The organism is Mycolicibacterium phocaicum (assembly GCF_010731115.1).
Classification (GTDB): Bacteria; Actinomycetota; Actinomycetes; order Mycobacteriales; family Mycobacteriaceae; genus Mycobacterium; species Mycobacterium phocaicum.
The window spans coordinates 4,532,754-4,546,344 of sequence record NZ_AP022616.1 but is presented as its reverse complement, the minus strand read 5'-3'; the positions used below and the strand labels follow the sequence as shown (position 1 = coordinate 4,546,344).

Sequence of the window (13,591 nt, the reverse complement as noted above, 5' to 3'; positions counted from 1 at the left end):
TCCCCCAGGAAGTGACTGATGACCATCACCACCAAGACAGTCGAACCGGGCATCGTCTCGGTCACCGTGAACTACCCGCCGGTCAACGCCATCCCGTCGGCAGGTTGGTTCGAGCTGGCCGACCAGATCACCGCCGCCGGGCGCGACAAGAGCACGCATGTGGTGATCCTGCGGGCCGAGGGACGTGGCTTCAACGCCGGCGTCGACATCAAGGAAATGCAGAACACCGAGGGCTTCGGCGCCCTGATCGATGCCAACCGCGGCTGCTACGAGGCATTCCGCGCGGTCTACGAATGCCAGGTCCCGGTCATCGCGGCCGTCAACGGTTTCTGCGTCGGTGGTGGTATCGGCCTGGTCGGCAACGCTGACGTCATCGTCGCTTCCGACGACGCCAAATTCGGCCTGCCCGAGGTCGAGCGCGGCGCCCTGGGCGCGGCCACCCACCTGTCGCGCCTCGTCCCGCAGCACATGATGCGCCGGCTGTTCTTCACCGCCTCGACCGTGCCCGCGACGACGTTGCAGCACTTCGGCTCCGTGCACGAGGTCGTGCCGCGCGAGGAGCTCGACGAGGCCGCGCTGCGCGTCGCGCGCGACATCGCGAGCAAGGACACCCGCGTCATCCGCGCCGCCAAGGAGGCACTGAACTTCATCGACGTGCAGCCCGTCAACGCGCGCTATCGCATGGAGCAGGGCTTCACCTTCGAACTGAATCTGTCCGGCGTATCCGACGAGCACCGCGACGAGTTCGCGGGGACCAACAAGGGGTCGAAATAGAATGGCAGACAAGACAACAACTCTCGATGCCGCGGTCGCCGAGATCGAAAGCGGCATGACCATCGGCATCGGCGGCTGGGGTTCGCGCCGCAAGCCGATGGCCTTCGTCCGGGCGCTGCTGCGTACCGACGTCACCGACCTGACCGTCGTGACCTACGGCGGGCCGGACCTCGGATTGCTCTGTGCCGCAGGCAAGGTCAAGCGCGTCTACTACGGCTTCGTGTCGCTGGACTCGCCACCGTTCTACGACCCGTGGTTCGCGCGCCGCCGCATGGAAGGCGCCATCGAGGCCCGCGAGATGGACGAGGGCATGCTCCGCTGCGGCCTGCAGGCTGCCGCACAACGCCTTCCGTTCCTGCCGATCCGCGCCGGGCTCGGCAGTGACGTCCGCGCCTTCTGGGGTGACGAGCTCAAGACCGTGAAGTCGCCTTACAGCACCGGGAACGGCTACGAAGAATTGGTGGCCATGCCGGCGCTGAACCTCGACGCCGCGTTCGTGCACATGAACCTGGGTGACGTGAAGGGCAACGCCGCCTACACCGGCATCGACCCCTACTTCGACGACCTGTTCCTGATGTCGGCCAAGCGCCGCCACCTGTCGGTCGAGAAGATCGTCTCCACCGAGGAACTGGTGAAGTCGGTTGTGCCGCAGCAGCAGATCATCAACCGCATGATGGTCGACACCGTGGTCGAGGCCCCGAACGGCGCCCATTTCACCACCAACGAGCCGGACTACCGGCGCGACGAGAAGTTCCAGCGGCACTACGCCGAAGCCGCCGGCTCGGACGAGACCTGGGCCGAATTCGTCAAGACCTACCTGTCCGGAACCGAGGCCGACTACCAGGCGGCCGTCCGTAAGTTCGCCGAGGCCCAAGCAGCCCAGAAGGAGGCCGCAAAGTGAGTGACGCAACTCGCGCCGAGGTCTGCGCCGTCGCCTGCGCCGAGTTGTTCCGTGACGCAGGGGAAATCATGGCCAGCCCCATGACGACCGTCGTGCAGATCGGGGCCCGCCTGGCCCGGCTGACCTTCTCCCCCGACATCGTGATCACCGACGGTGAGGCCCGCATGCTGGCCGACACCCCGGCGATCGGGGCCCCGTTCGCCGTCGAGGGCTGGATGCCGTTCAACCGCGTTTTCGAGACGCTGGCCTGGGGCCGTCGCCATGTGGTCATGGGCGCCAACCAGATCGACCGCTACGGCAACCAGAATCTGTCGGCCTTCGGCCCGATCCAGCAGCCGACCCGCCAGATGTTCGGTGTCCGCGGCGCGCCCGGCAACAGCATCAACCATGCGACGAGCTACTTCGTGGGCAACCACACCAAGCGGGTGTTCGCCGAGTCGGTCGACATCGTCTCCGGAATCGGTTGGGACAAGGTCGATCCGGCCAACCCCGCGTACCGCTTCCTGAACGTCTACCAGGTGGTCTCCAACCTCGGTGTGTTCGATTTCAACGGCCCCGAGCACCAGATGCGCGCGGTGTCGCTGCACCCGGGTGTGACGGCCGACGAGGTCGCCGACAACACCTCGTTCGAGGTGCACGGCCTGGACGCCGCCGGTGAGACCCGCCTGCCGACAGCCGACGAACTGCAGCTGCTGCGCGAGGTGATCGACCCGAAGTCGTTCCGCGACAAGGAAGTCAAGGCGTGAGCAAGCTCAAGACGCCGCTGACCGAACTGGTCGGCATCGAGTATCCGGTCGTGCAGACCGGCATGGGCTGGGTGGCCGGCGCGCGTCTGGTCGCGGCCACCTCCAACGCCGGCGGTCTCGGCATCCTGGCGTCGGCGACGATGACGCTGGACGAGCTGCAGACCGCCGTCACCAAGGTCAAGGCGGCCACCGACAAGCCGTTCGGCATCAACATGCGTGCCGACGCCGGTGACGCGGATGCCCGGTGCGACCTCCTGATCCGCGAAGGAGTCAAAGTCGCCTCCTTCGCCCTGGCGCCCAGGCCCGAGCTGATCGCCAAGCTGAAAGCTGCCGGCGTCGTGGTGATCCCGTCGGTCGGCCTGGCCAAGCACGCCAAGAAGGTGGCGAGCTGGGGCGCCGACGCGGTGATCGTCCAGGGCGGCGAGGGCGGTGGCCACACCGGCCCGATCGCCACCACGCTGCTGCTGCCGTCGGTGCTGGACGCCGTGAAGGACACCGGCATGCCGGTAATCGCCGCGGGTGGTTTCTTCGACGGTCGTGGCCTGGCGGCCGCGCTGTCCTACGGCGCCGCCGGCGTCGCGATGGGCACGCGGTTCCTGCTGACGTCGGACTCGACCGTCCCCGATGCCGTCAAGCAGCGTTACCTGGAAGCCGCCCTCGACGGCACCGTGGTGTCGACCCGCGTCGACGGCATGCCGCACCGGGTGCTGCGGACCGGGTTGGTCGAGAAGCTCGAAAGCGGTTCGCCGGTACGCGGTTTCGTCGCCGCGGTCGGCAATGCCCAGAAGTTCAAGAAGATGTCGGGCATGACCTGGCGTTCGATGGTCAAGGACGGCCTGGCCATGCGCCACGGCAAGGACCTGACCTGGTCGCAGGTCGTCATGGCCGCCAACACCCCGATGCTGCTGAAAGCCGGTCTGGTGGAAGGCAACACCGAGGCGGGCGTGCTGGCGTCGGGCCAGGTGGCCGGCATCATCGACAGTCTGCCGTCGTGCGCCGAGCTGGTGCCACGAATCGCCGACGAGGCCATCGCACATCTGCAGGCGGCGACGAGCTACATCGTCTAGTTCCCGCCCGAGCCGGCGCATAGCCCCCAAATCTTCGTCGATTTGGGGGCTTTCGCGTACTGGGCACTCGACAAGCAAATGCCTTGTGGGCGTTGACTGTGCGCTGACGCAGACAAAGGTCGAGTAGCGAGGATCCTGGGCGCACGATCAACGTGAACAACTACAACCCGCACCACCGGCCGTAGCCGCTGCGCAGCAACATTCACCCGGACTGTCAACTCCAGCAGAGGACGTTGGCTTCTCGCGACAACATATCCGCGAAATTACGCCGGATCTTCGGCCCCCGAGGATGTCGCGGCACGTCCACGCTCTCCGTAGCGTGGTCATCGACCCCAGCGGCAAGGTTCCTACCTGCTACAACAGGCTCGACAAACCGCACCAGAGAGGTAACCGGTCGAATGACTGTCATCGGTGGTGTGGCCTACATCGTCGTCACCTTGCTCCCGGTTCTGCCCCTTGCCGCGATCAATGCCATGGTCCGCGCACTCGGCAGGCGCCGCGGACGGCCAGACCCTGCAAACGAGGACTCATGACCACGCTGAACACCGCTCCGAGCGTCCCCAACCCGACCTTCATGCGGTACGTCCAGAACCCGATCTGGAACTTCCTGTGCGACCACTACTTCCGGCTCGAGATCGACGGCTGGCACAAGGTGCCCGACGAGCCGTCGCTGCTGATCGGCATTCACTCCGGCGGCTCCCTGACCATGGACGCCTGGACCCTGGTGCACTCCTGGTACCGGCATTTCGACGGGCAGCGCATCCTGCACGGCACCGCGCACGACGTGCTGATGGGTGCCCCCGGTCTCGGTGACTACTTCCGCGCCGTCGGCGTCATCCCCGCGTCACGCGACGGGGTGACGAATGCGCTTGCCGCCGGGCGCGACGTCGTGGTGTGGCCGGGCGGTGAGCTCGACGCCATGCGCACCTGGCGCGACCGTGACAAGGCGATCCTCGGCGGTCGCAAAGGCTTTGTGAAGCAGGCGATCCGGTCCGGTGTGCCGATCGTCCCGGTGGCGACGGTCGGTGGGCACGACACCCTCTTCGTGCTCAACGAGGGCAAGTTCCTGGCCAAGTGGAGCGGCCTCGGAAAGCGGTTGCGTGGCGCCAATATGCCGATCATCGCCGGCTTCCCGTTCCCGCTGGCCGTCGAGGTGCTGCCGATGCACCTGCCGCTGCCCGCGAAAATCCGCACCGAGCTGCTCGACCCGATCTACGTCGACACCGACCCCGAGCGCGCCAACGACGCCGCCTACGTCGACAAGGTGTACGACGAGGTGCAGTTCGCCATCCAGTCCGGCATGGACCGGCTCGCCAAGCGCCGCAGCTTCCCTGTCTTCGGGTAACGGTTGCCTCCGCGAGTAGGGGCACCTCCCGCCAGCCGCGAGTAGCTGCCGCCGGCCGATAGGCGCCGCCGATCACCTGCTCGGTATTTCCACTTTGACGGCCGCTCCCCGGATACGACAACCTGATTCAGCCAGTCGTTTCATCGATCGGAGTGAGCCGATGCGCACCGTCTACATGCGCGTGCGCCGGGCCATGACCCCGCCGATGGAAGACCATCGGCCGGCACTGCGGGTCGCGCTCGGGCTGGCCATCCCCGGCATCGCGCTGCTGGCGGCGGGACGCCCCGACCTGATCATCTACGCGGTGTTCGGTGCGATCACCGGCATGTACGGCCGCACCGAAACCCGCGCCCGGCGATTCGCTCACCAGACGCAGGGCGGTGTGATCCTGGTCCTCGGTGTGGCCATCGGCGTGCTGCTCGCCAATTCCCATGTGCCACCGGCTGTCCTGGTCATCGCTGCGGTGGCGTTCGCCACTGTGGGCTCTGTCGTGACCGACTACCTGGTGCTCAAGCCGGAGGGGCCGTTCTACGGCGTTTTCGCTCTCGGTGCCATTGCCACGGTACCTGCCGGCCGGGTGGCGCCATCGTCGGCGATCTTGCTTTGTGCCGCAACAGCTTTGCTGTGTGTCCTGTTGGGTGTGCTCGACGCGCCGCGGGCCATGACGCCGACCATCCGCCTCAGCCTGCCGAACCACCGCGACGTGCTGGTCCACGCCGGCCGCTACGCGCTCGCCATCACCGCCGCGGGCACCGCCGGCCTGGCACTGGGTGTCGACCATGCCAACTGGGCCATCGCCGCGGCCGCCGGACCGCTGGCGGCCGCCGATGCCAGTGGCCGGATCAGACGCGGAATCCACCGTCTGGGCGGCACTTTCATCGGACTGGCCGTGGCGGCCGCGCTGCTGGTGCCGGGGCCCAGCCCGTACGTGCTGGCGATCTGCGTGATGGCGCTGCTGTTCCCCACCGAACTGTTCATGGCGCACCACCACGCCGTGGCGCTGGGTTTCTTCACCCCGCTGATCATGCTGATGACCGACCTTGCCGCACCCACCGAACCGCTCGTGCTGCTGGCCGCTCGCGGCATTGACACCATCATCGGCGTCACCGCCGCCATCGCGGTGTCGATGCTGTTGCCGGGCACTCGCGAGTAACGCGCGGCGCTAAGCGCCCGCCGACTTCGTGACGGTCACCTTGACGTTCTTCATGATCGGCTGGTCGCTCTGCGTGCTGAAATCGCCGATGGCACAGAGCACATTCATCTCGGGCATGTAGCCGGCCGCGTTGCCGCGCGGGATGCCGTACGGCACCGCCTTGTAGCGGCGCAGTGAGCGGACGCTGCCGTCGCGCGCGGTGGCCACGATGTCGACGTCGTCGAACTCCTTGATGCCGCGGTCGGCCATGTCGCGCTCATTCATGAAGATGAGCGTGCGCAGGTTCTTGATACCGCGGTAGCGATCGTTGTCGGAGTACACCGTGGTGTTCCACTGATCATGCGAGCGCAGAGTCGCCAGGATCAGCGTGCCTTCACTGACCGTGTCGTCGGGCAGCTCGACGGCCGAGAACTCCGCGCGACCCGACGGCGTCAGGAAGACCAGCTCCCGCGCGGGCTGCTTGATCCGGAAGCCCAGCGGCAGCCGCACCCGCCGGTTGAAGTCCTCGAAACCGTTGAGCACCTTCGCCATCGTGTCGCGGATGCGGTCGTAGTCCTCGACGTACCAGTGCCACGGCGTCTGGCTGTTCGGCAGCGCGGCCGCGGCGATGCCCGCAATGATCGCCGGCTCGGACAGCAGGTGCGGTGAGGCCGGCTTCTTCATGCCGACCGACAGGTGCACCATGCTCATCGAGTCCTCGACCGAGGTGGACTGGATGCCCTCCTTCTGATGGTCTTTCTCGGTGCGGCCCAGACACGGCAGGATGAGCGCCTGCCGCCCGTGAATGACGTGGCTGCGGTTCAGTTTGGTGCTGACCTGGACGGTGAGCTCGCACTTCTGCAGGCCCGCGAAGGTGTACGCGGTATCCGGTGCGGCACTGGCGAAATTGCCGCCCATACCGATGAACACCTTGACGTCGCCGCTGTGCATGCCCTCGATGGTGTGGACGGTGTCGAGACCGTGCGCGCGAGGAGGGTCGATGCCGCAGACCTCACCCAGCCGGGCCAGGAACTCCTCGGTCGGCCGGTGGTCGATGCCGCAGGTGCGGTTGCCCTGCACGTTGCTGTGCCCGCGCACGGGTGACGGCCCGGCACCCTCGCGACCCAGATTGCCGCGCAGCAGAAGCAGATTCACGATCTCCCGGACGCTGTCGACACCGTGCTCGTGCTGGGTGACGCCGAGGCACCAGCTGATGATGCTGCGGTCCGAGTCGCGGTAAATCTTGGCGGCCCTGCGGATATCGCGTTCCGACACCCCGGACTTGTAGACGATCTCGTCCCACGAGGTGGCCTCGACCGCCGCCCGGTAGGCCTCGAACCCGGTGGTGTACCGCTCGATGAACTCGATGTCGAGTGCCTTCGGGTCCGTTTCCGACTGTTCCAGAACAACTTTGGCGATACCGCGGATCAGGGCCATGTCGCCGCCGATGCGGGGCTGCAGGTTCAGCGTGCTGGTCTTGGTCGACTTGAAGGTCGCCATCCGCAGGAAGTCGTGCGGGATGATGGTCTTGGTGGCGCCGGCCTCGACGAGCGGGTTGATGTGCACGATCTGCGCGCCGCGCCGGTAGGCCTCCGACAGCGCGGTGAGCATGCGGGGCGCATTGGACGCGGCGTTGACGCCGATGACGAACAGCGCGTCCGCGGTCTCCCAGTCCTCGAGGTCGACGGTGCCCTTGCCGGTGCCCAGCGCCGCCTGCATGGCGCGGCCGCTGGCCTCGTGGCACATGTTGGAGCAGTCGGGCAGGTTGTTGGTGCCCAGCTCCCGGGCCAGCAGTTGGTAGAGGAACGTCGCCTCATTGCCCAGCCGCCCCGATGTGTAGTACGACGCCTGGTTCGGGTCGTCGAGTTCCGCCAGTGCGCGGCCGACGAGGTCGAAGGCGTCGCGCCAACTGATGGGCTTGTATCGGTCGGTCTCGGCGTCGTACACCATCGGCTCGGTGAGCCGGCCGGTGTCTTCGAGCGCGAAGTCGCTCCACTCCGCCAGTTCCGAAACCGTGTGCTAGGCAAAGAACTCCGGCCCACAGCGCTTGTGCGTCATCTCCCACGTGACGTGCTTGATGCCGTTCTCACAGATGTCGAGCTTGAGGCCCTTCATGTCGTCGGGCCAGGCGCAGCCCGGGCAGTCGAAGCCACCGTCCTCGTGGTTCATCTTCATGATCGCGTGCGGTCCACTGATGGGTTCACGCTCACGCGCCAGGAACTTGGTGACGCTGATCGCCGCGCCCCAGCCGGCGGCGGGATGATGGTAGGGCTTGAACTCAGGTTCGCCCTGCTCGTCAGACTCGGTTCGCTGCTCGGTGCTCCGGTCGGTCATGGGACAAGTCTGCTAGGCAGGAGAGCCCCACGTCCAAGGGCAATTTTCGAAAGCCTGATAGGCGCCACCTATCAGCCGTGATCGAATAATCCATGCTCTTCCGCCAGCTCGAATACTTCGTGGCGCTCGCCCGCGAGAAGCACTTCGCGCGCGCCGCTGCCGCCTGCTACGTCTCGCAACCAGCGTTGTCCGAGGCCATCCGCAAGCTCGAGAACGAACTCAAGGTGCCGCTGGTGCGGCGTGGGCAGAGCTTCGAGGGTCTGACGCCCGAAGGCGAACGGCTGGTGCTGTGGGCCCGCCGGATTCTGGCCGATCACGACGCACTCATCCACGAGGTCACCGCGTTGCAGACGGGTCTGACGGGCGAGCTACGGCTCGGCGTCATCCCGGCCGCGTCGGGCACGGTGGCCCTTCTGACTGATCCCTTCTGCCTCGAACATCCTTTGGTACGAGTGCAATTGGAGAGCAGTCTGCGTTCGGCGGGCATCGTCGAACGCATCCGCCGATTCGAACTCGACGCCGGAGTCATCTACCCCGACGGCGTCGACACCGCCGGTCTGACGGTCACGCCGCTCTATGAAGAACGGCAAGTGCTGATCGCCGGCGCCGAACTGCTTGCCAGCCAGCCGAATCCGCTGACCTGGTCCGACGCCCTGGAACTGCCACTGTGCCTGTTGAACACCGGGATGCGCGGCCGGCAGCTGCTCGACGACGTCCTCGCGGCGCACGGCCTGACGGCGACGCCGCGGCTCGAGGCGGATTCGGTGGTGTCCCTGCTGGCGCACGTCAGCGGTGGCCGGTGGGCGAGCATCGTCCCCCAGACCTGGCTGGACACTTTGCGCCCGCCCGACGGAATGCGGGTGGTGCCGTTGGACGAACCGCAGGTGACAGCGACGGTCGCGCTGGTCACCAGCGCCGCCGAGCCCGGCTCGGTGCTGGCGCGCGCGTTGGTCGCGACGGCGCACCGCGCGCCGATCAACCCCGACTAGCGATACCACTCGGGCAGCGCGGTCGGACGCAGATCAGTGGTGTCGCCCGGCCGGGTCAGGGTCAGCACGGCGCGCACGATTTCCGGGCGGTCCGCCAACGCGTCGGCGATGGCGTTGAGCCGCGCGGCGACGTTCGATTCGGCGGCGTCACCGACGAGGTCGACGGCCGCGACGAGATAAATCCGGTTCGCGCCAACCCATTCCATGTGCAGATAACTGACCCGCTCGATGTCGTGGTGGTCGAGTAGGGCCAGCAGGGCGTTGTTGCGCGCGAGCGGCGTGACGGACTCCCCCGTCAGGAAATCCATGTTGCGCCCGATGAGGAACAGCGCCACGCCCCCGAGAAGCAGTCCGACCAGGATCGAGCCGATGGCGTCCCAGACCGCGTTGCCGGTGAGTTGGTGCGCCAAGATGCCGCCCGTCGCGATCACGATGCCGATGAGGGCCGACAGGTCCTCGGCGAAGACCGCGCGCAGCATGGGGTTCGACGTGACGCGGATGTAGCGCAGCGGATGGATCCGTCGCTCGAGCGCGCCGGACTTCGTCTGCGACAGCGCTTGCAGGAACGACGATCCCTCCAACACGAACGAGACCGCGAGCACGGCATAGGCCCAGCCGTAGGACGTCGCCTCGCCTTCGCCGTTGAGGGACTGGATGCCGTGCCAGATCGACACCACGGCGCCGACGGTGAACAACCCGAAGGCCGCGAACATCGACCAGATGTAGCCCGCCCGGCCGTAGCCCAGCCGGTGTTCGGCATCGGCCGGCTTGTCCGACTGCCGGGTGCCGATCAGCAGGAACACCTCGTTGCCGGTGTCCGCCCAGGAATGCGCCGACTCGGCGAGCATCGACGCGCTGCCCGTGACGACGGCGGCGACGGTCTTGGCCACCGCGATCAGGGCGTTGGCACCGAGTGCGACGACGACTGTCAGAAAACTCTCGTCGCCCGAACCACTCATCCCTTCAACACTAGAGCCCGTCAGTAGGCGTCGCCGGGTTGAACGACGCGGACCGGTCCACGTCGCGGCGCCGGGGGCTGCGGCTCCTGCACCCACTGGGCGCCGCTGGCCGCCATGAGCCGGCCGATCTCGTCGATGTGCATGTCCGCCAAGTCCCACACGTCGGGCACCAACTCGCGGTCGACGATGAAGCCGAAGTCCAGGCGATCCAGATAGCTCACGACGGTGATGTTGAGTCCCTGTCCTTCGGTGACGATCGAGACCGGGAACTGATTGACCAGCTGTGCCCCCGCGAAGTACAGCGGCTTGCGCGGACCGGGCACATTCGAGATCACCAGGTTGAAGGGCGTGGCCGCGATGCGGTGTGCCAGCCCGAAGCGGGACGCCAGCCGCATCGCGGATGTCGAGAGCACCGGAGCCGACACCTGCGCCATGTCACCGAGTTGACTGGCGGGCACCAGATTCAGCAGGCGCTTCGCGTCGAGCATCGCCGCGCGGCAGCGGGCCACGCGCTCGAGTGGGTCGGCGCAGTCGGTCGGCAGTTCGGGGAAGATCGCGGACACCCGGTTGGTCCAGGGGTCCTCTTCGTCGCCGGTGCGGATCGACACCGGCACCATGGCCCGCAGTGGGCCGTCGGGCAGCGCGTCGTGGGCCTGCAGGTAGCTGCGCAGACCGCCGGCGCAGATCGCCATCACGATGTCGTTGACCGTGCCGCCCGTCGCGGTCTTGAGCTGCTTGACGTTCTCCAGCGACGCGGTGCGCATTGCGAACCGACGATGCCCGGTGATGGGCTTGTTCCACGGGGTGGGCGGCGCGGCCGAGGTGGGTAGCGGAATCCTCGGGCCGTCTTCTTTACCAAGGCGCGCAATGGCTTTGATGGCCGATCCGGCCTTGCTGGCGGCGCTGCCGATACTGTCGATGCCCGCGGCGTCGGCGAGCTGGCCGACCAGCCGGGTCTGGAACCGCAGCGCCTTGACCGGATGGCCCGCCAGGTTGATGACGGCCCTGCGCAGCAGGTCGATGTCGCTGGGCAGGGATTCGGGTTCCCAGGCCGGGCCGGGGCCGGGCGGTGTGGCGTCCGGTTCGGTGTCGGTCAGGATGTTGAGCATCAGCTGTCCGGCGGCCCCGTCGATGGTGGCGTGGTGGTACTTGGTCAGCATCGCCCAGTTGCCGTTGTCCAGGCCGTCGATGACGTAGACCTCCCACAGCGGCCGGCTCCGGTCCATCGGGCGGCCGACGATGCGGGACACCTGGTCGGCCAGCTGGTCGACCATTCCCGGCCGGGCCAAATGGATTTCGCGGATGTGGAAGTCGAGGTCGAAGTTCGGGTCGTCGACCCAGTACGGGTGGTCGAGACCCAGCGGCACCTCGACGAGTCGCCGGCGCAACGGTTCGAGTTCACCGATGAGTGAGGCGTACTTCGCATGGACGGCACTGTACGGATCGAACTCCTCGCTGGGCCGCTCGAAGATCATCAGCCCGGTGACGTGACCGAATGTCGTCGGCGTCTCCAGGTAGAGGAAAGTGGCGTCCATGCCGCTGAGCTGCTTCACGAGTGTTCTTCTCCTAGATGGTTTTTGACGCTCAGCTGGTGAGCAGGCCACCCTCGACGGGCAGGGTGATTCCGGTGACGTAGCTGCTGGCATCGCTGGCCAGGAAGATCAGCGCGGCACTGAGTTCCTCTGTGCGCCCGAGCCTTCCGGCCAGGGTTCGGGGCAGGACGGTGCTCTCGAAGTAGCCGTCCGCGTACTGCTCGGTCATCTCGGAGGCGAAGAATCCGGGCGCCAGGGCGTTGACGCGGATGCCCTTGCGTCCCGTCCACTGCTGGGCGAGGTCCCGGGTCAGACCGATCAGGCCCGCCTTCGATGACGCGTACGCCGCCTGCGGGAGGCCGGCGGTGGTCAGGCCGAGGATGCTGCTCACGTTGGTGATCGAACTGCCCGGCTGCATGTGGGCGGCGCACGCCTGCGCCATCCAGTAACACCCGTTCAGGTTCAGGTCGATGACGGACCGGAACTGCTCGGGCGTCTCGCGCGTCGCCGGGACGGCCGTGCCCACTCCCGCATTGTTCACCAGAATGTCGACGCGCCCGAAGGAATCGACAGCAGCCTGCACGAGCGCCTTGCAGTCGTCGGGGTTGGTGACGTCGGTGCGTACGGCGACGGCCTTGCGACCTGCCGCTTCGACGAGCGCCTTGGTCTCGGCCAGCCGGTCTTCACGCCGCGCACCGAGTACGACGTCGGCGCCGGCCTGGGCCAGTGCCTGCGCAAACCCGACCCCGAGGCCACTCGAGGCGCCGGTGACGACCGCGACGCGGCCATCGAGACGGAAGAGATCAAGGATCGAAGATGCGTCGCTCTGGGTCACTCGTGCATCATATCCAGATATGTTGCACACTCGAGACTGATCGAGATATATCTCACTCAGACATCAGCCGCTACCATGATGCGGAGGCCGCGGGATGAACAGGAGGTGCGCCATCAGCGAGACACCGCTGGGACGCATGCTGGCGTCGACCGACAGGCGACCCGACCCGCTCGAGGCGTTCCGCATCGCGCGCCGCTGGTTCCTCGAGGGTCGCCGCATCGAAATGCAGGAACTGGCAACCGAACTCGGCATCAACCGGGCGACGCTGTTCCGCTGGTTCGGCGGGCGCGACGAACTGCTGGCCGAAATCCTGTGGTCACTGGCCGAGCCGACGCTCAAGGCCTCGATCGAGTCGTCCCCCGGCCACGGCGCCGCACACATCGCACGGGCCGTCGGCCACTACGCCACGGTGATCGATGAAGCCGGCTTCTTCCAGGCGTTCCTGCGCCGCGAACCCGAACGCGCCCTGCGGATTCTGGCCACGCGCGCCGGGACCTTGCAGGGCCGGCTCGTCGCCGCGATCGAAGACCTACTCAACGATGAGATCGCCGCGGGTCAACTGGATGCGCCATTGCCCCCGCGCGACCTGGCGTTCCTCATCGTCCGGATCGTGGAGTCGTTCCTCTACGCCGACATCATCACCGGCGAACCGCTGGAGGTCGGCAAGGCCGAGCAGGCCATCGGCGCGCTGCTGGGGCACCGGCCCGGATAGTCAGCGCCCCACCCCGGGCGGAGCCGGCATGACCGGCACCGGTGGCGGAATCGTCACGCTGGGCGGCTCGGTGACCGTCACGGTGCTGGTGCTCGTGCTGGCGCGCGTCGACGGCGTCGTCGGCGGTGTCGACGGACCGACCGGATAGCCCGGGATGATCTCCGTCGAGGTCACCGTCGTGCTCGTGCTGGAGGTGGGCTTCGACGGCGGCGGCGATTCATTCGAACAGGCACTGGCGCCGAGAGCAGCTGCGGCTACGGCCATG

11 protein-coding genes and 1 pseudogene are annotated in these 13,591 nt (G+C 67.1%); 8 read left to right on the top strand and 4 right to left on the bottom strand.

Annotation, left to right across the window (positions count from 1 at the left end):
• The first annotated feature begins 18 nt into the window (after positions 1-18).
• The 6 genes from echA20 (at position 19) to G6N46_RS21705 (ending at position 5,986) form a co-directional block, all read left to right on the top strand.
• The gene (echA20, locus tag G6N46_RS21730; protein WP_138250828.1) at positions 19-774 is read left to right on the top strand and encodes a (7aS)-7a-methyl-1,5-dioxo-2,3,5,6,7,7a-hexahydro-1H-indene-carboxyl-CoA hydrolase; all 756 of its coding nucleotides are present in this window, start codon (positions 19-21) and stop codon (positions 772-774) included.
• Between the two features lies 1 nt (position 775).
• Positions 776-1,675: a cholesterol ring-cleaving hydrolase subunit IpdA gene (gene ipdA / locus G6N46_RS21725; RefSeq protein WP_138250829.1), complete on the top strand. Its 900-nt coding sequence runs from the start codon at positions 776-778 to the stop codon at positions 1,673-1,675.
• Positions 1,672-2,421, top strand: coding sequence for a cholesterol ring-cleaving hydrolase subunit IpdB (gene ipdB / locus G6N46_RS21720; RefSeq protein WP_061006867.1), 750 nt, complete (start codon positions 1,672-1,674; stop codon positions 2,419-2,421). Before ipdA ends, ipdB begins: the two co-directional genes overlap by 4 nt.
• Positions 2,418-3,488 carry a (3aS,4S,5R,7aS)-5-hydroxy-7a-methyl-1-oxo-octahydro-1H-indene-4-carboxyl-CoA dehydrogenase gene (gene ipdC / locus G6N46_RS21715; RefSeq protein ID WP_061006868.1) on the top strand — a complete coding sequence of 357 codons (1,071 nt, stop codon included), beginning with the start codon at positions 2,418-2,420 and terminating at the stop codon, positions 3,486-3,488. The genes ipdB and ipdC overlap by 4 nt, the downstream gene beginning before the upstream one ends.
• A gap of 529 nt (positions 3,489-4,017) precedes the next feature.
• Entirely contained in the window at positions 4,018-4,833 is an 816-nt protein-coding gene (locus tag G6N46_RS21710; protein ID WP_138250830.1) for a lysophospholipid acyltransferase family protein, read from the top strand.
• A gap of 160 nt (positions 4,834-4,993) precedes the next feature.
• A complete protein-coding gene (locus tag G6N46_RS21705) occupies positions 4,994-5,986 on the top strand; it encodes an FUSC family protein (RefSeq protein ID WP_138250831.1) in 993 nt (330 codons plus the stop codon).
• Positions 5,987-5,995: 9 nt separating this feature from the next.
• On the opposite strand, the pseudogene G6N46_RS21700 reads toward G6N46_RS21705, so the two are convergent.
• A pseudogene (locus G6N46_RS21700) lies at positions 5,996-8,299 on the bottom strand (FdhF/YdeP family oxidoreductase).
• A gap of 92 nt (positions 8,300-8,391) precedes the next feature.
• Here G6N46_RS21700 and G6N46_RS21695 point away from each other — a divergent pair.
• A complete protein-coding gene (locus tag G6N46_RS21695; protein WP_138250832.1) occupies positions 8,392-9,288 on the top strand; it encodes a LysR family transcriptional regulator in 897 nt (298 codons plus the stop codon).
• Here the strand turns inward: G6N46_RS21695 and G6N46_RS21690 are convergent.
• From G6N46_RS21690 to G6N46_RS21680, 3 genes are read right to left on the bottom strand one after another with little or no spacing between them, the layout of a single operon-like run.
• Positions 9,285-10,247 carry a cation diffusion facilitator family transporter gene (locus tag G6N46_RS21690; protein WP_138250833.1) on the bottom strand — a complete coding sequence of 321 codons (963 nt, stop codon included), beginning with the start codon at positions 10,245-10,247 and terminating at the stop codon, positions 9,285-9,287. The genes G6N46_RS21695 and G6N46_RS21690 overlap by 4 nt on opposite strands.
• 20 nt (positions 10,248-10,267) lie before the next feature.
• Positions 10,268-11,800 carry a WS/DGAT/MGAT family O-acyltransferase gene (locus G6N46_RS21685; RefSeq protein WP_138250834.1) on the bottom strand — a complete coding sequence of 511 codons (1,533 nt, stop codon included), beginning with the start codon at positions 11,798-11,800 and terminating at the stop codon, positions 10,268-10,270.
• Between the two features lie 31 nt (positions 11,801-11,831).
• Entirely contained in the window at positions 11,832-12,614 is a 783-nt protein-coding gene (locus G6N46_RS21680) for an SDR family NAD(P)-dependent oxidoreductase (RefSeq protein ID WP_138250835.1), read from the bottom strand.
• Positions 12,615-12,708: 94 nt separating this feature from the next.
• On the opposite strand from G6N46_RS21680, the gene G6N46_RS21675 reads away from it, so the two are divergent.
• Positions 12,709-13,326, top strand: a complete 618-nt coding sequence (locus tag G6N46_RS21675; RefSeq protein ID WP_234880792.1) for a QsdR family transcriptional regulator — start codon at positions 12,709-12,711, stop codon at positions 13,324-13,326.
• Positions 13,327-13,591 lie beyond the last annotated feature (265 nt).